19 protein-coding genes, 1 tRNA gene and 1 pseudogene are annotated in these 20838 nt (G+C 71.0%); 6 read left to right on the top strand and 15 right to left on the bottom strand.

What is annotated here, in order from left to right; genetic code table 11:
• Positions 1-110 precede the first annotated feature (110 nt).
• The 10 genes from VFR90_RS12405 to uvrB all read right to left on the bottom strand — a co-directional run bounded on the left by VFR90_RS12405 (position 111) and on the right by uvrB (position 8666).
• Positions 111-185: transfer RNA gene (locus VFR90_RS12405), tRNA-Val, on the bottom strand.
• Positions 186-218: 33 nt separating this feature from the next.
• The gene (gene dnaQ, locus VFR90_RS12400; RefSeq protein WP_326406448.1) at positions 219-953 is read right to left on the bottom strand and encodes a DNA polymerase III subunit epsilon; all 735 of its coding nucleotides are present in this window, start codon (positions 951-953) and stop codon (positions 219-221) included.
• Positions 953-1291 carry an ISC system 2Fe-2S type ferredoxin gene (gene fdx, locus VFR90_RS12395; protein WP_326406447.1) on the bottom strand — a complete coding sequence of 113 codons (339 nt, stop codon included), beginning with the start codon at positions 1289-1291 and terminating at the stop codon, positions 953-955. The genes dnaQ and fdx overlap by 1 nt, the downstream gene beginning before the upstream one ends.
• 18 nt (positions 1292-1309) lie before the next feature.
• Positions 1310-3166: a Fe-S protein assembly chaperone HscA gene (gene hscA / locus VFR90_RS12390; RefSeq protein WP_326406446.1), complete on the bottom strand. Its 1857-nt coding sequence runs from the start codon at positions 3164-3166 to the stop codon at positions 1310-1312.
• Between the two features lie 4 nt (positions 3167-3170).
• Entirely contained in the window at positions 3171-3689 is a 519-nt protein-coding gene (gene hscB / locus VFR90_RS12385) for a Fe-S protein assembly co-chaperone HscB (RefSeq protein WP_326406445.1), read from the bottom strand.
• 49 nt (positions 3690-3738) lie between these two features.
• A complete protein-coding gene (iscA, locus tag VFR90_RS12380) occupies positions 3739-4062 on the bottom strand; it encodes an iron-sulfur cluster assembly protein IscA (protein WP_326406444.1) in 324 nt (107 codons plus the stop codon).
• Between the two features lie 10 nt (positions 4063-4072).
• Positions 4073-4465: a Fe-S cluster assembly scaffold IscU gene (iscU, locus tag VFR90_RS12375; protein ID WP_326406443.1), complete on the bottom strand. Its 393-nt coding sequence runs from the start codon at positions 4463-4465 to the stop codon at positions 4073-4075.
• Between the two features lie 77 nt (positions 4466-4542).
• Entirely contained in the window at positions 4543-5763 is a 1221-nt protein-coding gene (locus tag VFR90_RS12370) for an IscS subfamily cysteine desulfurase (RefSeq protein WP_326406442.1), read from the bottom strand.
• 33 nt (positions 5764-5796) lie between these two features.
• Positions 5797-6330, bottom strand: coding sequence for a Fe-S cluster assembly transcription factor (locus VFR90_RS12365; RefSeq protein WP_326406441.1), 534 nt, complete (start codon positions 6328-6330; stop codon positions 5797-5799).
• Positions 6331-6551: 221 nt separating this feature from the next.
• Positions 6552-8666: an excinuclease ABC subunit UvrB gene (uvrB, locus tag VFR90_RS12360; RefSeq protein WP_326406459.1), complete on the bottom strand. Its 2115-nt coding sequence runs from the start codon at positions 8664-8666 to the stop codon at positions 6552-6554.
• Between the two features lie 116 nt (positions 8667-8782).
• Between uvrB and VFR90_RS12355 the strand changes: the two genes are divergently transcribed.
• The 6 genes and pseudogenes from VFR90_RS12355 to VFR90_RS12330 all read left to right on the top strand — a co-directional run bounded on the left by VFR90_RS12355 (position 8783) and on the right by VFR90_RS12330 (position 16070).
• Entirely contained in the window at positions 8783-9979 is a 1197-nt protein-coding gene (locus VFR90_RS12355) for an amino acid aminotransferase (RefSeq protein ID WP_326406440.1), read from the top strand.
• Positions 9980-10110: 131 nt separating this feature from the next.
• The gene (locus VFR90_RS12350) at positions 10111-12078 is read left to right on the top strand and encodes a DUF6600 domain-containing protein (protein WP_326406439.1); all 1968 of its coding nucleotides are present in this window, start codon (positions 10111-10113) and stop codon (positions 12076-12078) included.
• Positions 12079-12245: 167 nt separating this feature from the next.
• Positions 12246-13487: a polyhydroxyalkanoate depolymerase gene (locus VFR90_RS12345; RefSeq protein ID WP_326406438.1), complete on the top strand. Its 1242-nt coding sequence runs from the start codon at positions 12246-12248 to the stop codon at positions 13485-13487.
• A 139-nt stretch (positions 13488-13626) separates the two neighbouring features.
• Positions 13627-14127, top strand: a pseudogene (locus VFR90_RS12340) (RnfABCDGE type electron transport complex subunit B); the annotation flags it as partial.
• Positions 14128-14150: 23 nt separating this feature from the next.
• The gene (gene nth, locus VFR90_RS12335; RefSeq protein ID WP_326406436.1) at positions 14151-14786 is read left to right on the top strand and encodes an endonuclease III; all 636 of its coding nucleotides are present in this window, start codon (positions 14151-14153) and stop codon (positions 14784-14786) included.
• A 66-nt stretch (positions 14787-14852) separates the two neighbouring features.
• Entirely contained in the window at positions 14853-16070 is a 1218-nt protein-coding gene (locus VFR90_RS12330; protein ID WP_326406435.1) for a hypothetical protein, read from the top strand.
• 15 nt (positions 16071-16085) lie between these two features.
• Here VFR90_RS12330 and VFR90_RS12325 read toward each other — a convergent pair whose 3' ends face one another.
• Genes VFR90_RS12325 through VFR90_RS12305 form a run of 5 tightly spaced genes read right to left on the bottom strand, consistent with a single transcriptional unit; the run spans position 16086 to position 20803 of the window.
• Positions 16086-16667, bottom strand: a complete 582-nt coding sequence (locus VFR90_RS12325) for a histidine phosphatase family protein (protein ID WP_326406434.1) — start codon at positions 16665-16667, stop codon at positions 16086-16088.
• A complete protein-coding gene (gene cobS, locus VFR90_RS12320) occupies positions 16664-17482 on the bottom strand; it encodes an adenosylcobinamide-GDP ribazoletransferase (RefSeq protein WP_326406433.1) in 819 nt (272 codons plus the stop codon). The genes VFR90_RS12325 and cobS overlap by 4 nt, the downstream gene beginning before the upstream one ends.
• Positions 17482-18675 (bottom strand): nicotinate-nucleotide--dimethylbenzimidazole phosphoribosyltransferase, encoded by a 1194-nt coding sequence (gene cobT, locus VFR90_RS12315; protein WP_326406432.1) that lies wholly within the window; start codon positions 18673-18675, stop codon positions 17482-17484. The genes cobS and cobT overlap by 1 nt, the downstream gene beginning before the upstream one ends.
• Positions 18672-20261, bottom strand: coding sequence for a cobyric acid synthase (locus VFR90_RS12310; RefSeq protein WP_326406431.1), 1590 nt, complete (start codon positions 20259-20261; stop codon positions 18672-18674). The genes cobT and VFR90_RS12310 overlap by 4 nt, the downstream gene beginning before the upstream one ends.
• A gap of 5 nt (positions 20262-20266) precedes the next feature.
• Positions 20267-20803 carry a hypothetical protein gene (locus VFR90_RS12305; protein ID WP_326406430.1) on the bottom strand — a complete coding sequence of 179 codons (537 nt, stop codon included), beginning with the start codon at positions 20801-20803 and terminating at the stop codon, positions 20267-20269.
• Between the last annotated feature and the right edge of the window lie 35 nt (positions 20804-20838).

Here is a 20838-nt window from a genome sequence, read left to right as displayed (position 1 = left end):
AGAGCGGACGCTCGCCCAGGCGAACTTTCCGCAGCGGGCGACGCGCCGCCCGCGTGCGCATCGCACGCCGCGCGCGGGCTGCGGCGGCGCCGGGTCGAAGGGCCTGGGAGTGGTGGGCGGTGCAGGGTTCGAACCTGCGACCCCTGCCGTGTGAAGGCAGTGCTCTACCGCTGAGCTAACCGCCCGCGCGCCGGTGAAACCGGGCCGCGAGTACCTCGTCAGAGGGTGGCCGACGAGGCCGCGGAGTATGCCACCGCACGCCAGAGCGTCCGGCCCTTCGAGGCCTTGTCGAGATCGGCCAGCGCCGCTTCGTGCGCCGAAAGTTCGTCGGCATCCGGCTCGACGACCGCGAGTTCGAAAGCCGCCAGATCGACCACCGCCAGCGACGGCTCGTCGTCGCGCCGGGTGCCGTCGGCGACTTCGATCACCAGCGAGTTCTGGCCGCGCGTCATGCGCAGGTAGACCTCGGCGAGCAGGCCGGCGTCGAGCAGCGCCCCGTGCAGGGTGCGCGCGGTGTTGTCCACCTCGAGCCGCTTGCAAAGCGCATCGAGCGAGTTCGACTTGCCGGGGTAGAGCTCGCGCGCCATCGTCAGGCTGCAACTCACCTTGGCCTGCGAGGCAAGGCCGGGGCGGCCGAGGCGCTTGAGCTCCGCATCGAGGAAGCCGATGTCGAAGGCCGCGTTGTGGATCACGATCTCCGCGCCGGCGAGGAAGTCGAGCAGCGCATCGGCCACCTCGGCGAACCTGGGCTGGCCGGCGAGGAATTCGTCGGTCAGGCCGTGGACCTTGAGCGCGTCCTCGTGGCTGGCGCGCTCGGGGTTCAGGTAGTGGTGCAAGGTCTCGCCGGTGAGGCGGCGGTTGACCATCTCCACGCAGCCGATCTCGACGATGCGGTCGCCGTTGTCGGGACTGAGGCCGGTCGTTTCGGTGTCGAGGAAGACGATGCGACTCATCAGTGGTTCTCTTTTGCGTGGTTGATCGAGTACTTCGGAATCTCCACCGTCAGATCCTTCTGCGCGACGATCGCCTGGCAGCTCAGCCGCGAGTCGGGCTCGAGCCCCCAGGCGCGGTCGAGCAGGTCTTCCTCGGCCTCGTCCATCGCGTTCAGCGAGGCGAACCCCTCGCGGACGACCACGTGGCAGGTGGTGCAGGCGCAGCTCATGTCGCAGGCGTGCTCGATCGGGATGCCGTTCTCGAGCAGCGCCTCGCACACCGAGGTGCCGGGCGCGACCTCCAGGCTCCTCCCCTGCGGGCAGTACTCGGCGTGGGGCAGGACCTTGACGATGGGCATGGCAGCTACGGGTGATGCTCAGACTTCTTCGACGCGACGGCCCGTCAGAGCCTGACGGATGCCGCGGTTCATGCGGGCGGCGGCGAAGGCTTCGGTGCCTTCGGCCAGCGCCTTGACGGCAGCTTCGACGGTGGCGGCGTCGCCGCTCGCGGCATCGCGTTGCACGCGGGCCATCAGCGCATCGATCTCGGCGCGCTCGCCCGCTTCGAGCAGATCGCCGTCGGCCGCGATTGCGCCGCGCGTGGCCAGCAGCATCCGTTCGGCATCGACGCGCGCCTCGCGCAGCGCGCGGTCGTGCATGTCGGCCTCGGCGGTGCCGAAGCCTTCGGCAAGCATGCGGGCGATCTCGTCGTCGGCGAGGCCGTAACTCGGCTTGACGGTCACCGCGGCTTCGACGCCCGAGCCCTGCTCGCGCGCCGACACCGCCAGCAGCCCGTCGGCATCGACGGTGAAGGTGACGCGGATGCGCGCCGCGCCGGCGACCATCGGCGGGATGCCGCGCAGTTCGAAGCGCGCGAGCGAGCGGCAGTGCTCGACCTGTTCGCGTTCGCCTTGCAGGACATGGATCGCCATCGCGGTCTGGCCGTCCTTGAAGGTGGTGAAGTCCTGCGCCTTCGCGATCGGGATGGTGCTGTTGCGCGGGATGATGCGTTCGACCAGGCCGCCCATCGTCTCGAGGCCGAGCGACAGCGGCGTCACGTCGAGCAGCAGCAGGTTCTGCCGCGACGCATGGCCGGCGAGCTGATGGGCCTGGATCGCCGCGCCGAGCGCGACGACCTCGTCAGGGTTCAGGTTCGTCAACGGCGCACGGCCGAAGAGGGCTTCGACCGCCTCGCGCACGACCGGCATGCGCGTCGAGCCGCCGACGAGCACGACACCCTGCACCTCGTCCTTCGCGAGCTTGGCATCGCGCAGCACCTTGCGCACCGCGGCGAGCGTGCGGTCGGTCAGCGGCCGCGTGAGGTCGTCGAAGCGCTCGCGCGTGACCTCGACGTCGAGCCCACCGGTGCTGAGCGCGCAACGCAGGCGCACCGGCGAAGCGGCGGACAGCGCCTCCTTCGCGGCGCGCGCGGCGACCAGCACCGCGCGACGGTCCTGCGGCGTCTCGATGCCGAGCTTCGCTTCGGCCAAGGCAGCGTCGGCCAGCGCGCGGTCGTAGTCGTCACCGCCCAACGCCGAATCGCCACCGGTCGCGACCACTTCGAAGACGCCTTCGGCAAGACGCAGCAGCGAGATGTCGAAGGTGCCGCCGCCGAGGTCGTAGACGGCGTAGAGGCCTTCGCTGCCGTGCTCCAGCCCGTAGGCGATCGCCGCGGCGGTGGGCTCGTTGATCAGGCGCAGCACGTTCAGGCCGGCGAGCCTGGCGGCGTCCTTCGTCGCCTGGCGCTGTGCGTCGTCGAAGTAGGCAGGCACGGTGATGACGGCGCCGAACAGCTCGTCGTCGAAGCTGTCTTCGGCACGTTGGCGCAGCGCGGCCAGGATCTCGGCCGAGACCTCGACCGGCGTCTTCACGCCCTCGCGCGTGCCCAGGCTCACCATGCCGGGGCGATCGACGAAGCGGTAAGGCAGCTTGTCGCGATGCTCGATGTCGGCGAGCGCGCGGCCCATCAGGCGCTTGACGGACACGACGGTGTTCTCGGGGTCCTCGGCCTGCGCCGCGAGCGCGGCGAAGCCGATCGCGCGCCGGCCGCCTTCGAGGTAGCGCACCGCCGAGGGCAGGATCGCGCGCCCTTCTTCATCGCGCAGGCATTCCGCCGCGCCCGAGCGCACCGCCGCGACCAGCGAATGCGTCGTGCCCAGGTCGATGCCCACCGCGATGCGGCGCTGGTGCGGGTCGGGCGACGCGCCGGGTTCGGAGATCTGCAGCAGGGCCATCGCGTCATTCTTCCAGCGCTTGCACTCGCCGATCGACGTCATGGGCAAAGCGCTCGACGAACATCAGCGCGCGCACCTGTTCGGCCGCGGCGGACCAGTCCTCGCGTTCGTCGCAGGCGCGGGCCAGCTCGTCCAACGCGGCGCGGCGAAACGCCGTGACCTCGTCGTGCAGCGCCTCGACTTCGGCGAGCCCGGCCGCGTCGTCGAGCGCCTCGCGCCACTGCATCTGCTGCATCAGGAAGCCGGCCGGCATCGCGGTGTTGCTCTCGGCTTCGATGCGTGCGCCGTGCAGTTCGCAGAGGTAGGCCGCGCGTGCGAGCGGATCCTTCAGCCGCGCATGCGCCTCGTTGACGCGCACCGACCACTGCATCGCGCGCCGCTGCCCCGCCGCGCCCTCGCCGGCGAAGCGATCGGGGTGCACCTCGGCCTGCAGCGCCTTCCACTGCGCGTCGATGTGCGCGCGGTCCTGGGCAAAGCGTCGTGGCAGGCCGAAGAGTTGGAAGTCGTCGCTGTCGAGCTGCATCACAAACAAGAAGGCGCGGCCGTGCCGCGCCTTCGTCCTGAGCCGGGCGTCAGACCCGGAACGATTCGCCGCAGCCGCAGCGGTCGCGTTCGTTCGGGTTGTTGAACCGGAAGCCTTCGTTGAGCCCCTCGCGGACGAAGTCGAGCTCGGTGCCCTGGATGTAGGGCAGGCTCTTCGGATCGACGAGCACCTTGATGCCCTGGTCCTCGAACACGACATCCTCGGGCGCGGCCTCGTCGGCGTACTCGAGCTTGTAGGCCAGGCCCGAGCAGCCGGTCGTCTTGACGCCAAGCCGCACGCCGATGCCCTTGCCGCGCTTGCCGAGGTAGCGGCTCACGTGGCGAGCCGCCGCTTGGGTGAGGGTGACTGCCATGCGGGGCGACTCAGGCGGCCGTGGGGCGCTTGGCCTTGTAGTCGGTGACCGCGGCCTTGATCGCATCCTCGGCCAGGATCGAGCAGTGAATCTTCACAGGCGGGAGCGCCAGTTCCTCGGCGATGTGCGTGTTCTTGATCGTCAGCGCCTCGTCGAGCGACTTGCCCTTGACCCACTCGGTGACCAACGAGCTCGACGCGATCGCCGAGCCGCAGCCGTAGGTCTTGAACTTCGCGTCCTCGATCAGGCCGGTCTGCGGATTGACCTTGATCTGAAGTTTCATCACGTCGCCGCAGGCGGGCGCGCCGACCATGCCGGTGCCGACGGTCTCGTCGCCCTTTTCAAAGGAGCCGACGTTGCGGGGGTTCTCGTAGTGATCGACGACTTTGGTGCTGTAGGCCATCTCGGTTCTCCTAACTCATTCGGTCGGCGCCTGCTCCGTCGGCAGGCAGCTGCAGCGGGCCGCAGCCGGCGGCGCCATCAATGCGCGGCCCACTGGATCGTGCTCAGGTCCACGCCGTCCTGAAACATCTCCCACAACGGCGACAGCTCGCGCAGCTTCGCGACGTTCTGGCGGATCGTCGTGACCGCGTAGTCGATCTCTTCCTCGGTCGTGAAGCGGCCGATCGTCATGCGCAGGCTCGAGTGCGCCAGTTCATCGGAACGGCCGAGCGCGCGCAGCACGTAGCTGGGCTCCAGGCTCGCCGAGGTGCAGGCCGAGCCCGACGACACCGCGAGGCCCTTGATCCCCATGATCAGCGACTCGCCTTCGACGAAGTTGAAGCTGATGTTGACGTTGTGCGGCACCCGCTTCTCGGCGTGGCCGTTGAGGAAGGTCTGCTCGACATCGCTCAGGCCGCGCATCAGCCGCTGCTGCAGCGCGCGGATGCGCTCCTGCTCGGCGCCCATCTCCTCACGCGCGATCCGGAAGGCCTCGCCCATGCCGACGATCTGGTGCGTCGGCAAGGTGCCCGAACGCATGCCGCGCTCGTGACCGCCTCCGTGCATCTGCGCTTCGAGCCGCACGCGCGGCTTGCGGCGCACGTAGAGCGCGCCGATCCCCTTGGGACCATAGGTCTTGTGCGAGGCGAGGCTCATCAGATCGACCGGCAGCGTCGCCAGGTCGATCGCCACCTTGCCGGTGGCCTGCGCCGCATCGACATGGAAAACGATGCCACGCTCGCGGCACAACGCGCCGATCGCCGGGATGTCCTGAATGACACCGATCTCGTTGTTCACGAACATCACCGAGACGAGGATCGTGTCCGGGCGCAACGCGGCCTTCAGCTTGTCGAAGTCGACGAGGCCGTCTTCCTGCACGTCGAGGTAGGTGACCTCGAAGCCCTGCCGCTCCATTTCGCGCATGGTGTCGAGCACGGCCTTGTGCTCGGTCTTCACGGTGACGAGGTGCTTGCCGCGCGTCTTGTAGAACTGCGCCGCGCCCTTGATCGCGAGGTTGTTCGACTCCGTCGCGCCGGAGGTCCAGACGATCTCGCGCGGGTCGGCGCCGATCAGCGCCGCGACTTCGCCGCGCGCTTTCTCGACCGCCTCTTCCGCCTCCCAGCCCCAGGCGTGGCTGCGCGAAGCGGGGTTGCCGAAATGCTCGCGCAGCCAGGGGACCATCGCGTCCACGACGCGCGGATCGACCGGCGTCGTTGCGCCGTAGTCCAGGTAGATCGGGAAGTGCGGAGTCATGTCCATGACGGGTACTGCCGGAATCGACGGGAGGACGGGCTACTTCGCCAGCGTGCTGCCGAGCGCGAACACCGAATTCGGCGCGGTGATCTTGATCGGCTTGACCACCGGCTGCGACGAGATCGCGCGCTTGACCGGCGCCTCCTCGATCGAGATGCCCTTGGCAATCTGGTCTTCGACCAGCTTGCGCAACGTGATCGAGTCGAGGAACTCGATCATCTTGGTGTTCAGGCTGGTCCAGAGGTCGTGCGTCATGCACTTGCCGCTGTCGTCGCCCATGCAGTTTTCCTTGCCGCCGCAGCCGGTGGCGTCGATCGGCTCGTCGACCGCGACGATGATGTCCGCGACGCTGATGTCGTCGGCCTTGCGGCCCAGCGAGTAGCCGCCGCCGGGGCCGCGGGTCGACTCGACCAGTTCATGGCGGCGCAGCTTGCCGAACAGCTGCTCCAGGTAAGACAGCGAGATCTGCTGGCGCGAACTGATCGCGGCGAGCGCGACAGGGCCGCCGTGTTCGCGCAGGGCCAGATCGATCATCGCGGTCACGGCAAAGCGACCTTTGGTGGTGAGACGCATCGTGAACTCCTTGTCGCCGGGGAGGAGGCCGCGCCGGAAACCGGCGGGGGCTCGAACCCACGAGCTGGGCGGGATCGGTAATCCCGACTGAACAGCTCAATTATGGGGGAAGCCGACTGATTCGGTCAGGCTCAACGGCCGAAGTTCCGCGCCGCAAACGCGGTCTTTGCTCGACAAAACAAGGACAGCGGCGAAGCGCTCCGTGGTCAAGCCTCAGTCGGCTATTTCAGGCGCGCGCCGGCCTCGACAAGCGGCACAACGTTGTCGTGCCCCGGGGCGCCGAAGGCTTGCTCGCGCAGCAGCGCGAGCTGGTCGCGCACGCGAGCCGCCTTCTCGAATTCGAGGTTCTTCGCGTGTTCGAGCATCTGCTTTTCGAGCAGCTTGATGCGCTTGCCGAGATCCTTCTCGCTCATGGATTCGACCTCCGCCGCGGCCTGCGCGGCCTTCAGGTCGTCACCGCGGCTTTTCTCTGAATACACGCCGTCGATCAGCTCCTTGACTTCCTTGCGGATGCTGCGCGGCACGATGCCGTTCGCCGCATTGAAGGCGATCTGCTTGGCGCGCCGGCGCTCGGTCTCGTCGATCGCCCGCTTCATCGAATCGGTCATCTGGTCGGCATACAGGATCGCGCGGCCGTTCAGGTTGCGCGCCGCCCGGCCGATCGTCTGGATCAGCGAACGCTCGGCGCGCAGGAAGCCTTCCTTGTCGGCATCGAGGATCGCCACCAGCGACACCTCGGGAATGTCCAGCCCCTCGCGCAGCAGGTTGATGCCGACCAGCACGTCGAACGTACCCAGCCGCAGGTCGCGCAGGATCTCGACGCGCTCGACGGTGTCGACGTCGCTGTGCAGGTAGCGCACCTTGACGCCGTTGTCGGCGAGGTAGTCGGTCAGCTGCTCGGCCATGCGCTTGGTCAGCGTGGTGATCAGCACGCGCTCGTTGGCCTCGACGCGGATGCGGATCTCCTGCAGCACGTCGTCGACCTGATGTGTCGCCGGCCGCACCTCCACCTCGGGATCCACCAGACCCGTCGGCCGCACCAGTTGCTCGACGACGTTGCCGGCATGTTGCTGCTCGTAGGCCGCCGGCGTGGCGGAAACAAACACCGCCTGACGCACCTTCGTCTCGAACTCCTCGAACTTCAGCGGCCGGTTGTCCATCGCGCTCGGCAGCCGGAAGCCGTACTCGACCAGCGTCGTCTTGCGCGCCCGGTCGCCGTTGAACATGCCGCCAAGCTGGCCGATCAGCACATGGCTCTCGTCCAGGAACATCAACGCATCGCGTGGCAGGTAGTCGACCAGCGTCGAAGGCGGCATGCCGGGCGCCGCACCCGACAGGTGCCGGGTGTAGTTCTCGATGCCCTTGCAGTGCCCGATTTCCTGCAGCATCTCCAGGTCGAAGCGGGTGCGCTGTTCCAGCCGCTGCGCCTCGACCAGCTTGCCGGCCGCGACGAATTCCGCCAGCCGCGTGCGCAGCTCGTCCTTGATGCCGTCGATCGCGCGCAGCACCTGCTCGCGCGGCGTCACATAGTGGCTCGACGGGTAGACAACGAAACGCGGAATCTTCTGGCGGATGCGGCCCGTCAGCGGATCGAACAGGCTCAGCGTCTCGATCTCGTCGTCGAACAGCTCGATGCGGATCGCCAGCTCCGAGTGCTCGGCCGGGAAGATGTCGATCGTGTCGCCGCGCACGCGGAAGCTGCCGCGGCCGAAGTCGATCTCGTTGCGCTTGTATTGCATGCGGATCAGCTGGGCGATCAGGTCGCGCTGGCTCAGCTTGTCGCGGTTGCGCACGATCAGCCGCATCTGCGTGTAGTCCTCCGGCTTGCCGATGCCGTAGATCGCCGAGACGGTCGCGACGATCACCACGTCGCGCCGCTCCAGCAGGCTCTTCGTCGCGCTCAATCGCATCTGCTCGATGTGCTCGTTGATCGAGCTGTCCTTCTCGATGAACAGGTCGCGCTGCGGGACGTAGGCCTCGGGCTGGTAGTAGTCGTAGTAGCTGACGAAGTACTCGACCGCGTTCTTCGGGAAGAACTCGCGGAATTCGGCGTACAGCTGCGCAGCGAGCGTCTTGTTCGGCGCGAACACGATCGCGGGACGGCCGCAGCGCGCGATCACGTTGGCCATCGTGTAGGTCTTGCCGGAGCCGGTCACGCCGAGCAGCGTCTGGAACACCTCGCCGTCGGCGATGCCCTCGACGAGTTTGGCGATCGCGCTCGGCTGGTCGCCGGCCGGCGCATAGGGCTCGAACAGCTGGAACGGCGAGTCCGGGAAGCTGACGAACCGGCCCTTCGGCACCGGCTCTTCGGGCATCGCCTCAGGCCGGTTCGGCATCGGGTCGGCAAGGGTCGCGTCGATAGAATTTGGCACGGTTCGACATCCTTCGGCTCACGGCAAACCGGCAGCTTAAGCGCATCGATCCGACCCCTTCGTCGTCAACGAAAGCTTCCATGTCCGCACTCTTCGCCGCCGTCGAAATGGCGCCCCGCGATCCGATCCTCGGCCTCAACGAGCAGTTCGCGGCCGATCCGAATCCGAACAAGGTCAACCTCGGCGTCGGCGTCTATTTCGACGAGCACGGCAAGCTGCCCCTGCTCAAGTGCGTCGCGGCGGCCGAAAAGCAACTCCTCGAGGCGCCGAAGGCGCGTGGCTACCTGCCGATCGACGGCATCGCCGCCTACGACCGCGCGGTGCAGAAGCTCGTCTTCGGCGCCGAGGCCGCCGCCTCCGGCCGCATCGCCACCGTGCAGGGCCTCGGCGGCACCGGCGGCCTGAAGCTCGGCGCCGACTTCCTCAAGCGCCTCAACCCGCAAGCCAAGGTGCTGATCAGCGACCCGAGCTGGGAGAACCACCGCGCGTTGTTCACCAACGCGGGCTTCGTCGTCGAGAGCTACCCGTACTACGACGCGACGCAGCCGGGCGGCATCGACATCGCCGGCCTCCTCGCCGCGCTCGGGGCGGCGCCGGCCGGCACCGTCGTCGTGCTGCACGCCTGCTGCCACAACCCGACCGGCTACGACCTCACGCCTGCGCACTGGAAGCAGGTGATCGACGTGCTGAAGGCCAGGCAGCTGGTGCCCTTCCTCGACATGGCCTACCAGGGCTTCGGGCACGGCCTCGCGGAAGACGGCGCCGCGGTGCAGAGCTTTCTCGCCGCCGGCCTCGACTTCTTCGTCTCGACCAGCTTCAGCAAGAGCTTCTCGCTCTACGGCGAGCGCGTCGGCGCCTTGAGCGTCGTCTGCGCAAGCAAGGACGAGGCGCAGCGCGTGCTGAGCCAGCTGAAGATCGTGATCCGCACCAACTACTCGAACCCGCCGACGCATGGCGCGACCGTCGTCGCCACCGTGCTCGACACCCCTGCGCTGCGCGCCCTGTGGGAGGAGGAACTGGCCGGCATGCGCCAGCGCATCAAGGCGATGCGGGTGGCGCTGGTCGAACGGCTCGGCGCCGCCGGCGTCAAGGGCGACCTGGACTACATCACCGCGCAGCAGGGCATGTTCAGCTACTCGGGCTTGAAGGCCGCGCAGATGCAGCGGCTGCGCAGCGAGTTCGGCGTGTACGGCGTCGACTCGGGCCGGATCTGCGTCGCGGCGCTGAACGAGAAGAATCTCGACGCCGTCGCCAAGGCCATTGCCGCGGTGGCCTGAACGGGCGCCGGGCATCGGGCCTGCCCCCGGCCTTCGCAAAACTTTGCAGAGCCGCGGGTGAGCCCGATGCACCGAGCGGCGGCCTCGCGCGTTAGCCGAACGGGCCGCCTCGCGGCCGAGGCCACCGATCCATGACGCCCACCGCCCCCCCTTCCCCTTCCTCGGCCGGCGCGAAGCCGGCGCGCCTGCTCAGCGCCTGGGCCGGCATGCTGCTGGTGGCGAGCCTCGTCGGCGGCTGCGCGAGCAGCGTCGCGGCGCCCGAGGCCTATGGGCCGACCGAGGCGGCCGCCGATCCGCCGGCGCGCGTCGGCAGCATCAGCGCCTTGCGGGGGCCGGCCGAAACCTCGACCGACGCGGACGGCGACTGGGAGCCGGCCAAGCTCAACTTCCCGGTCACCGGCGGCACCGCGCTGTCCACCCGCCCGGGCAGCCAGGCCGAGGTGCGCATCGGCAGCACCTCGGTGCGGCTCGACGGCGACACGCAGGCCGTGTTCCAGCGCCTCGACGACGACGAGATCGCGATCGACGTGGCCCAGGGCAACGTGCGCGCCCGCGTGCGCCGCCTCGACGCCGACGACCGCTTCGTCCTCGCCGCCGACGGCTTGCGCGCCGAGGCGCTCGGCCCCGGCGACTACCGCGTCGGCTACGACCCCGAGCGCGACGCCTACACGGTGCGCGCGCTCGCCGGCCGGATGCGCGTCGTCGCCGCGGGCAACAGCTTCAACCTCGAGCCGGGGCAGGAAAGCCTGGTCGAAGCCGGCGGCAGCGCGCTCGCGCTGCGGGCCATGGGCGCGCGCGACGACTTCGACGCCTGGGCCGAGTCGCGCGACCGCGAGCAGGACCGCCTGAGCGCCGCGCGCTACGTGTCGCCCGAAACCACCGGCATCGAGGCCCTCGACGCGCACGGTCGCTGGGAGGTCGTCGCCGACTACGGCCCGGTCTGGTACCCGCGCAGCCTGCCGCCCGGCTGGGCGCCCTACCGCTACGGCCACTGGGCCTACGTGCGGCCCTGGGGCTGGACCTGGGTGGACGACGCGCCATGGGGCTTCGCGCCCTTCCACTACGGCCGCTGGGCGATCGTCGGCAGCGGCTGGTGCTGGGTGCCGGGGCCGATCGTCGCGCGGCCGGTGTACGCGCCGGCGCTGGTCGGCTATGTCGGCGGCGCGCGCGGCGGCGTCTCCCTGAGCGTCGGGTTCGGCAGCGGCGGGCCGGTGGGCTGGTTTCCGCTCGGCCCGGGCGAGTACTACCACCCGCCCTACCGCTACACGCCGCGCTACGGGCACCGCGTCAATGTCCATGGCCATGGCGGCGAGCGCTTCGCGAACCGCCAGCCGGTGCCGGGCAGCGTGCCGGCCTACCGCTACGCCAATCAGCCGAACGCGCTGACGGTGGCCCGCGAGGAGCAGTTCCGGGGCTCGCGGCCGATCGGCGCCGACCGCGTCAACCTGACGCCGCAGCAGGCGGCCGGACTGCAGCCGGTGCTGGTCGCCCCCGGCAGCCGGCCCGGGGGCGGAGTCGGGCCGATGCCCGGCACGCGGCTGCCGACGCCCGACGGCCGCTGGGACGGCCGAGCGGACGGCCGCTGGGACGGCCGCGGCCGCGGCCCCGGCGAGGACGCCGACCGGCGCGCCTGGCCCGGGCCGGCCTACGGCGGCGGCGGCCGCCCGCCGCTCGACCGCAGCCCGCCGGGCCCCGCGACCGCACCGCCCTTCGAGCGCGGCCCGAGCACCGGCCGCGACCTCATCCCGCGCCCGCCGGGCGCCGTGGTGCAACCGCCGCCGCTGGCGGCCACCCCGCCACCGGCGCAGCCACGACCCGATCCGCGCGGCTACGGCGGCCGCGGCGACCCGGGCTTCGCCGACCGCCAGCCGTTCGACCGCGGCTCCTTCGGCGGCGGACGCATGCCGCAGGCGCAACCGCAGCCGCGCCCTGCAGCCGAGATGCCGCGCTCGGCGGTGCCGGCGCCCGCCTACCGGGCCGCGCCGGCGCCGCAGGCCCAGCCGCAGCCGCAGCCGCAGCCGCAGCCGTCGCGCGGCGGCCGTGACGGCGACAGCGGCGGCAAGGGCTGGCGCAACGGCGGGCCGGTCAAGGAGCGCTGAGCCGAGTCGCCTGCGCGACGCGGCGCCTCGACGAAGCACCGCGATCGTGCACATCTCTCGGCCCGGGCCTTGCGAGCACGGCGCCGGAGCCGGTCTCGCCGACCGCTCCCTGCCACGATGCCGCCTGGCGGCTGCCGCCTAAACTGCCGCGCCCGCGAAGGAGTCCGATGCTTTACCAGTTCTACGAGATGCAGCGCGCGCTGCTCAGCCCGTTCGCCGAGTTCGCCAGCGCCTCGTCGAAGCTGTACAGCCACCCGCTGTCGCCGTTCGCGCAGGGCTTCCACTCGCAGCGCGTCTCGGCCGGCTTCGACCTGATGCACCGGCTGACCAAGGAGTACGAGAAGCCCGAATTCGGCATCACCCAGATCCAGGTCGGCGGCAGCGACATCGTCGTGCAGCAGATCACCGCGCTGGACAAACCCTTCTGCAAGCTGCTGCGTTTCAAGCGCTACACCGACGACGCCAAGCTGCTCTCGAAGATGCGCGCGCAGCCTTCGGTGCTGATCGTGGCGCCGCTGTCGGGCCACCACTCCACGCTGCTGCGCGACACCGTGCGCACGATGCTCGCGGACCACAAGGTCTACATCACCGACTGGGTCGATGCGCGCATGGTGCCGGCCGCCGTCGGCCCCTTCCACCTCGACGACTACGTGCACTACGTGCAGGAGTTCATCCGGCACATCGGGCCCGAGGTGCACGTGATCTCGGTGTGCCAGCCCACCGTGCCGGTGCTCGGCGCAGTGGCGCTGATGGCCAGCGCCGGCGAACAGACGCCGCGCACGATGACGATGATGGGCGGGCCGATCGACGCGCGCCGCTCGCCCACCGCCGTCAACAACCTGGCGATGAACAAGAGCTACGAGTGGTTCGAGAACAACGTGATCTACCGCGTGCCGGCCAACTACCCCGGCGCCGGCCGCAAGGTCTACCCGGGCTTCATGCAGCACACCGGCTTCGTCGCGATGAACCCGGACCGCCACCTGACCGCGCACTACGACTACTTCCTTGACCTCGTGCGCGGTGACGACGACGGCGCCGACGCGCACCGCACCTTCTACGACGAGTACAACGCGGTGCTCGACCTCCCGGCCGAGTACTACCTCGACACGATCAAGGTCGTGTTCCAGGACTTCGCGCTGGTGCACGGCAGCTGGGAAGTCGCCGGCGAGCTGGTCAAGCCGCAGGACATCAAGACCACCGCGCTGCTGACGGTCGAAGGCGAGCTCGACGACATCTCCGGCAGCGGCCAGACCGCCGCCGCGATCGAGCTGTGCAAGGGCATCCCGAAGACGCGCAAGGGCCACTTCGAGGTCAAGGGCGCGGGCCACTACGGCATCTTCTCCGGCCGCCGCTGGCGCGAACTGGCCTACCCGCAGATCCGCGAGTTCATCGCGCGCCACGACAAGTGAACTGACCCACCCCGGTTGCGGCTGCGCCGCTCCCCCGAGGGGGGAGCCTCGAACGGACCGCCGAAGCCGGATCCGTCGCGGCGGCGGGATCAGAGCTGGCGGATGCGGGAGGGAGGAAGTCTTGCCGACGATGGAGACGATGACTGAGCCGCTCGTGGCGGCAATCGATGCGGCGCTGCCGCAGACGCAATGCACCCGCTGCGGCGAGCCCGACTGCCGGCGCTATGCCGAGGCGGTCGCGGCCGGCGCGCCGATCAACCGCTGCCCGCCGGGCGGCGCCGAGGGCATCGCGCGGCTGGCGGCGATCACCGGCCGCGAGCCGCTGCCGCTCGACGCCCGCCACGGCCTCGAAGGCCCGCTGCGCCTCGCGGTGATCGACGAGGCGCGTTGCATCGGCTGCACCCTTTGCATCAAGGCCTGCCCGGTCGACTGCATCGTCGGCGCGGCCAAGCGCATGCACACCGTGATCGAAGCGCAATGCACCGGCTGTGAACTGTGCCTGCCGGCCTGCCCGGTCGACTGCATCGTGATGCTGCCGGCGCATGCCGATCCGCAACCCTGCGGCTGGGCCGCGTGGTCGCGCGAGCAGGCCGAGGCATCGCGCGCGCGCTACGCCGCACGCAACGCGCGCCGCGCGCGGGCCGAAGCGGCGTTCGGGCCGGCATGAAGCCGGCGGCGATCGACGCCTTCTTCGCCGTGCTTCAGGCGGCGAACCCCGAGCCGCAGACCGAGCTGGCGTTCAGCTCGGTGTTCGAGCTGCTCGCCGCGGTGCTGCTGTCGGCGCAGGCCACCGATGCCGGCGTCAACAAGGCGACGCGGCGGCTGTTCGCCAGCGCGCCGACGCCGCAGAAGATGCTCGCCCTCGGCGTCGAAGGCATCGCCGAGCGCATCCGCACGATCGGCCTGTACCGCAACAAGGCGAAGAACCTGCACGAGACCTGCCGGCTGCTGATCGAGCGCCACGGCGGCGCGGTGCCGCGTTCGCGCGAAGCGCTCGAAGCGCTGCCCGGCGTCGGCCGCAAGACGGCCAACGTCGTCCTCAACGTCGCGTTCGGCGAACCGACGATGGCGGTGGACACGCACATCTTCCGTGTGAGCAACCGCACCGGCCTGGCGCCGGGCAAGGACGTGCTCGCGGTGGAGATGCAGCTGCTGCGGCGCGTGCCGGCCGCCTACATGGAGCACGCGCATCACTGGCTGATCCTGCACGGCCGCTACGTCTGCCAGGCACGCCGGCCGCTGTGTCCCCAGTGCGGCGTGGCGAGCCTTTGCGAGTACCAGCCCAAGACCCGCGCCTGAGCCTGCTCCGGCCGAAGAGCTCGAGGCCATCGCAAGGCGCGGTCGCCTCAAGCGACGTTCCACCGTGTGCAGCTTCGCAATTCGGCCGGCTTGTTCGCCGTGGCTCGACGGCTTGCGGCGCGACCGTGCATCCTGGACGCCGTCCCGTCCGCCATTCGCATCGGTATGTCTCTCGCAGTCCTCTCCACGGCAACGCGCGGCGTCCGCACCGTCGAGCGGCCCGAGCCCTCGTCGGAAGCCGCCGGCCTTGCGCCCGCGGCGCTCGGCGCGAGACAACTGCAGTCGCCGATGCTCGAAGCGCTCGGGACTCCCGCCGCACGCCTGAGGACACCCTCGTTCGAGTCGAACCTGCCGGGGTCGCCGTCCGTCAACGGCGCGGCGACGCTGACGCGCCTTCAGGCGTTTCCCGCGGCCTTGCCTTCACCGAGTGCGGACGTTTGGAAGAAGCCTCCTCCTGCGGCGGCGCGCGCCGGCGCAGCCTCGGGCGTGCCGGGTGCGCCGGACACCGTGCCGCGGCGCGACGACAAGCCCGTCGATCCCACGAAGACGGCTGACGACTATCTGAATGCCAACAACGGCCTTCTGAAACGACTCGGCAATCAGGAGGGCATGAAGGACAAGCTGAAGGCCCGATACGGCGACTGGACGGACGCCAACCGGAGCGCCGAAGACCGCGCCCAATCGGCCTACAACGCCGCGCGGCACATCGGCATCATCAAGCACAAGCTCAACCGCGAGGGCGGCGACCGCGGCGACGTCGTCAACAGCGGCCGGATGCACGGGTGCACGAAGAGCGGCGACATCCGCGACGGCACGGAAATGGCCGACCTGAAGAATTCGCTCAAGGAAGACCCGCCGAAAGAGCAGCGCGGCGATCCGGCGGCGTGGGCCAACCAGGATCGAAATACCGATCAGGTGCTGAGCAATCCGAACCTCAAGCACACCAAGGACAAGCACGTTCGACTGAATGGCACCACCCGCAGCTCGCACACCGTCAACCTGGAGAAGGCCGGCAAGATCATCAGCTTCGTCAACCCGGTGCTCGGTCAGGTTCTCAAGGGCATGGGCGAATCCGACAAGGAGCGGCCGACCGACTTCGGCAAGATGCTCGTGGGCGGGGCGAAGGGCTACGTGAACCACTTGGAGAACGTCGGCGAAGGCGCCCTGAATGCTGTGAAGAAGGGCCGCATCACGCCTGCCGGGCTGGCCCTGAGCATTGCCAAGGAAACGACGAAAGACGCCATTGCCGACATCGCCAAGGACGTGAAGAACAAGAGCTTCTGAGGCCGAACCGTCAGGTCAGCCGCGGCGCGACACGCCGGCGCCTTCGGCCGTCGCGGTACCCAGCAGCGACGCGACCCCATGGCCCGGCGCACGCGGCCAGTCGGCAGCGGTCGGTGCGGCTTCGCCGCGCGCCGCGAGCCACGACGCGGCGGAGATGAAACCGCCGTGCGCGACCATCCAGCGGGCGCTCGGCGCGGCAAGCACGGCGGCCGCGCGCTGCAGCAGTTGCCGCACCGTCTCGCCGCCTGGAGGGGCCTGCGTCGCGAGGTCGGCGGCCCATTGCCCGATCGCGGCGGGGTCGATGTCGCTCCAGCGCCGCCCGTCCCATTCGCCGAAGTCGAGTTCGACGAGCCGCGCATCGACCACGCAACGAAAGCCGAAGCGCCGCAGCCAGCGGCCGACCTCGCGGCAGCGGCGCAGCGGCGACACCGCGATCTCGCGCGCTGCGCCCTCGCGCCGCGCCGCGCCGCGGATGCGATGGGCCAGCCGCTTCGCGCGACGGTGATCGACGCCCGGATCGCTGCGTGCCCCGAGACACAGACCCGACGCGCCGTTCGGGCGCGGATGGCGCCACACGACGAGTGCGGCGCGTGTCATCGCCCGACGCAGGCGAGCACGGCGAGAAGCACCGCCAGCTCGCTGAGCTGCTGCGCGGCGCCGAGCATGTCGCCGGTGACGCCGCCGAGCCGCCTGCGGAACCACCGCGCGCACACGAGCCCGGCACCCGCCGCCGCAAGCAGCGCAGCGATCCAGGCGCGCCAGCCCGGCACCGCGAAGCTGCCGCTCGCCGCCTGCGCGGCGGCGAACGCGGCGATCGCCGCGAGCGGCCAGATGCACGCCAGCACGAGGCCCGCGGTCGACACCCGCTGCGCCAGCGGCTTGGCCTTCGCGTGCTCGGCATCGCCGGCGTAGGGCAGCGCGCGGATCAGCGCCACCGCGACCGCGCGCGACAGGCCGTGCGCCACGACCAGCGCGGCGGCGCTCCAGCCGATCGGCAGCGACGCGAGCGCGAGCGCCTTCAGCCCCAGCACCACGATCAAGGCCGCGCTGCCGTAGCTGCCGATGCGCGAGTCCTTCATGATCGCCAGCACCCGCTCGCGGTCGGCGCTGCCGCCGAGGCCGTCGAAGCTGTCGGCGAGGCCGTCTTCGTGGAAGGCGCCGGTCAGCAGCAGCGTCGCGGCGATCGAAAGCCCCACCGCGACCGGCACCGGCCACCACTGCGCCGCGATCGTGAGCACCAGCGCGCCGAAGGCGCCGATGCCCAGGCCGATCAGCGGGAAGTAGCGCGCGCTGTCGTTCAGCCAACCCGGCTGCCAGCCGACCCAGGCGGCGAGCCGGCCGGTGACCGGCACGCGGGTGAAGAACTGGAGCGCCAGCAGGACGAGGCGCAGCTCGTGCGCGAGGCGGCGCATCACGTCGGCGTGCTGCCGACGCCCGCGCCGTGCGGCGAAGCCGCGGTGTCGACGCCCGCAGAGTGCGACGAAGCCGCGGTGCTGACGCCCGCAGGGTGCGACGAAGCCGCGGTGCTGACGCCCGCGGCTTGGAACGACGCCATGCCGTCGAGCAGCGCGACGGCGCTCGCGACGATCGGCCACGCGAGCGCCGCGCCCGAGCCTTCGCCGAGCCGCAGGCCGAGCGCCAGCAGCGGCTCGGCGCGCAGGTGATCGAGCGCGCCGCGGTGGCCGGCTTCGTCGGAGCAGTGCGCGAACACGCAGGCGTCGAGGACGGCGGGGCGCAGCGCATGCGCGACGAGCAGCGCCGCGGTGACGATGAAGCCGTCGACCACGACGAGCCGCCTCTCGTGCGCGGCCTGCAGCAGCGCGCCGGCGAGCGCGGCGATCTCGAAGCCGCCGAAGGCCGCGAGCGCTTCGAGCGGCGCGCGCGCCTCGGCATGCCGTTCGGCGACCCGCTCGAGCACCGCGCGCTTGCGTTCGAGCGCCGCGTCGTCGAGCCCCGTGCCGCGCCCGATGCAGCGGGCCAGCGGCGCTCCGGTGAGCCGCGCGGTCAGCAGCGCGGCGGCCGAGGTGTTGCCGATGCCCATCTCGCCGAGCACGAGCGCGTTGCCGGGCAGGCCGCTCACCGTGGCGCGGCCGAGTTCGAGCGCCTGCACGCACTGGGCGTGGCTCATCGCCGCGCCGAGCAGCGCGTCGGCCGTGCCGGCGGCCACCGGCGCCGAGACGAAGCGCGGCCGCGCGCTCGACGGTGCGGCCGCGCCCTGCAGCGCCCCCTCGCCGAGCAGCCCCGGGATCGGCGAGCGCACGCCGGCATCGACGATCGTCAGCGCCATCGCGTGCTGGCGCGCGAGCACGCTGATCGCCGCGCCGCCGGCCATGAAGTTCGCGACCATCTGCGCCGTCACCTCGGCCGGGTAGGCGGAGACGCCCTGCGCCGCGAGCCCGTGATCGGCCGCGAACACCAGCGCCTGCGGCGCCTCGAGCCGCGGCCGTTCGCTGCGCTGGAGCAGGCCGAGCTGCAGCATCAGCGCCTCGATGCGGCCGAGCGCGCCGAGCGGCTTGGTCAGGTGGTCGATGCGCTGGCGCAGGCGCGCAGCGAGCGCGGCGTCGGCGCTCGGCTCGATCGCGGGCGCGGTCCAGTCGTAGCTCATCGGGGCTCCAGCAGGCCGTTCAGCACGCCGGGTGCGAACAGCTTGTCGATGTAGTCGGCAAGGCCGTCGAACACGCCGTCGAGCGGGCGCGCCGCGGCGCCGAACAGCGCGCGCAGCACCGCGGGCGACTCGAACAGGCCGTGCGCGTAGAGGCCCAGCACCGGGCCGTGCTGCCAGCCCAGCACCGTGCCCTCGGCATTGCGCAGCACCGCGCGCAGCGCCGGCGCCTCGGGCAGCGGCAGGCTGCGGCCGTGGTGGATCTCGTAGCCGTCGAACGCGAGGTTCGACAGCGCGGCCCAAGGGCCCTGCAGTTCGCCGAAGCGCGCCCGCGAGCGCAGCAGGCGCTTGTCGCGCTCGAACCGCGTCGCGATCGGCAGCAGGCCGAGGCCGGGCGTGCTGGTGTCGGCACCGCCGGCATCGACGCTCTCGACGCCGAGCGGATCGACCAGCGCCTCGCCCAGCATCTGCAGGCCGCCGCACAGGCCGAGCACGGGCCGGCCCGCGGCGGCGTGGCGGGCGATCGCGCCGTCGAGCCGCTGCGCGCGCAGCCAGGCGAGATCGCTCGCGCTGTGCTTCGAGCCCGGCAGCACGATCCAGTCGCAGCCCGCGAGCGCGGCCGGCGTCCGCGCCCATGCGAGCTGCACGCCGGGCAGTCCGCGCAGCGGCTGGAACTCGTCGAGGTTGCTGATGCGCGGGTAGGCGACGACGGCGATGCGCAGCGCGGGCTCGTCGTCCCCGGCGGCGCGAAGCGGCGGCGCAACCGCGTCCGCGGCGCGAAGCGGCGTCGTTGCCGCGGCCGCGCCGCGCGGCGGCGGCGTTCCGCCATCCGCGAGCGAGCCCTCGGCGGCGTCGTGCAGCCCGTCCTCCTCGGGCAGGCCGTGGCCGCGCCACATCGGCAGCACCGCGACGGTGGGCACGCCGGTCAGCGCTTCGAGCTGCTCGGGCCCCGGCGCGAGCAGCGTCGCGTCGCCGCGGAAGCGGTTCAGCACGAAGCCGCGCAGCAGCGCGCGCTCGGGCGCGGGCATCAGCCGGTGGGTGCCGTACAGGTGGGCGAAGGCGCCGCCGCGGTCGATGTCCGCGACCAGCAGGCAGGCGGCCTGCGCCTCGTGGGCGGTGCGCAGGTTCACGTAGTCGCTCGACGCGAGGTTGATCTCGGCCGGCGAGCCCGCGCCTTCGATGACGATCACCTCGTGCTCGGCGCGCAGCGCACGCAGTGCGTCGCGCGCATGCGGCCACAGCACCGCGCTGCGTTCGCGCCACGGCACCGCGGCGAGGTCGCGGCGCACCTCGCCGAGCACGATCACCTGGCTGCCGGTGTCGCGCTCGGGCTTCAGCAGCACCGGGTTCATCCGCACCTCGGGCTCGGCGCGCGCGGCCAGCGCCTGGAAATACTGCGCGCTGCCGATCTCGCCCGGCGCGCCTGCGCGGCCCGGCACCACGCGCGCGTTGTTGCTCATGTTCTGCGCCTTGAACGGCGCGACCTTCAAGCCCTGCCGCGCGTACCAGCGGCACAGCGCCGTCGCGAGCCAGCTCTTGCCGGCCCCGCTGGTGGTGCCGAGGACCATGACGCAGCGTGCCGCGCTCATCGGCTTCAGCGGTAGCCCTGCTCGTTGGCGCTGTGGATGATCCAGGTGAGGTTGCCCTGGCCGAAGCTGAAACCGGCCGGCCCCGCGAAGATCAAGCGGCCCTGGCCCTTGTAGACGAGCTCGTAGCGGTAGCGGTCCGAGCCGAAGTAGAACGGGATCCACGCCTTGCCGGTCATGTGCGCGCCCTGGTCGGTCGGCTGGCCGAGGAGGTTGGTCACCTGCGCCATCGGCATGCCGATCTTCAGCTGGCCGAACTTGCTGCCGGGCGCCGGCTTGCCGGTGATCTCGCCTTCCCAGTCCTCGAGGCCCTTGACCTTCTGGCCGTAGCCGGCCTCGACCTTCTTCGGGTCGACGACCTCGCCACGTTCGTTCATGCCGGGGCCGACCTTCGGCGCGGCCGGCGCGGCGGCGGCCGGCGCGGGCGATGCGGCCGGCGCCGTCGCGGCGCCGCTCTTGCTGCCACCGAAGGACTGGCAGCCGGCCAGCGTGCCGGTGGCCGCGAGCGCCGCGGCGAGCATCGAAATGCGGTCGAGTCGATTCATGGGGACTTCTCCTTGGCAAGACGGTGACGGCCGGC

It is taken from the genome of Methylibium sp. (assembly GCF_035762065.1).
Taxonomy (GTDB): Bacteria; Pseudomonadota; Gammaproteobacteria; order Burkholderiales; family Burkholderiaceae_C; genus Methylibium.
Note: the sequence above shows the minus strand (reverse complement) of the source record. Positions and strands in the feature narration are given on the sequence as shown.

Excerpts from the sequence above, each read along its gene's own strand:
- fdx (WP_326406447.1), bottom strand. The coding sequence starts at position 1,291 with ATGCCCATCGTCAAGGTCCTGCCCCACGCCGAGTACTGCCCGCAGGGG.
- hscB (WP_326406445.1), bottom strand. The coding sequence starts at position 3,689 with ATGCAGCTCGACAGCGACGACTTCCAACTCTTCGGCCTGCCACGACGC.
- iscA (WP_326406444.1), bottom strand. The coding sequence starts at position 4,062 with ATGGCAGTCACCCTCACCCAAGCGGCGGCTCGCCACGTGAGCCGCTAC.
- VFR90_RS12370 (WP_326406442.1), bottom strand. The coding sequence starts at position 5,763 with ATGGACATGACTCCGCACTTCCCGATCTACCTGGACTACGGCGCAACG.
- VFR90_RS12355 (WP_326406440.1), top strand. The coding sequence starts at position 8,783 with ATGTCCGCACTCTTCGCCGCCGTCGAAATGGCGCCCCGCGATCCGATC.
- hscA (WP_326406446.1), bottom strand. The coding sequence starts at position 3,166 with ATGGCCCTGCTGCAGATCTCCGAACCCGGCGCGTCGCCCGACCCGCAC.
- VFR90_RS12365 (WP_326406441.1), bottom strand. The coding sequence starts at position 6,330 with ATGCGTCTCACCACCAAAGGTCGCTTTGCCGTGACCGCGATGATCGAT.
- nth (WP_326406436.1), top strand. The coding sequence starts at position 14,151 with ATGAAGCCGGCGGCGATCGACGCCTTCTTCGCCGTGCTTCAGGCGGCG.
- dnaQ (WP_326406448.1), bottom strand. The coding sequence starts at position 953 with ATGAGTCGCATCGTCTTCCTCGACACCGAAACGACCGGCCTCAGTCCC.
- VFR90_RS12345 (WP_326406438.1), top strand. The coding sequence starts at position 12,246 with ATGCTTTACCAGTTCTACGAGATGCAGCGCGCGCTGCTCAGCCCGTTC.
- uvrB (WP_326406459.1), bottom strand. The coding sequence starts at position 8,666 with ATGCCGAACCGGCCTGAGGCGATGCCCGAAGAGCCGGTGCCGAAGGGC.
- VFR90_RS12350 (WP_326406439.1), top strand. The coding sequence starts at position 10,111 with ATGACGCCCACCGCCCCCCCTTCCCCTTCCTCGGCCGGCGCGAAGCCG.
- VFR90_RS12305 (WP_326406430.1), bottom strand. The coding sequence starts at position 20,803 with ATGAATCGACTCGACCGCATTTCGATGCTCGCCGCGGCGCTCGCGGCC.
- cobT (WP_326406432.1), bottom strand. The coding sequence starts at position 18,675 with ATGAGCTACGACTGGACCGCGCCCGCGATCGAGCCGAGCGCCGACGCC.
- cobS (WP_326406433.1), bottom strand. The coding sequence starts at position 17,482 with ATGCGCCGCCTCGCGCACGAGCTGCGCCTCGTCCTGCTGGCGCTCCAG.
- VFR90_RS12310 (WP_326406431.1), bottom strand. The coding sequence starts at position 20,261 with ATGAGCGCGGCACGCTGCGTCATGGTCCTCGGCACCACCAGCGGGGCC.
- VFR90_RS12325 (WP_326406434.1), bottom strand. The coding sequence starts at position 16,667 with ATGACACGCGCCGCACTCGTCGTGTGGCGCCATCCGCGCCCGAACGGC.
- iscU (WP_326406443.1), bottom strand. The coding sequence starts at position 4,465 with ATGGCCTACAGCACCAAAGTCGTCGATCACTACGAGAACCCCCGCAAC.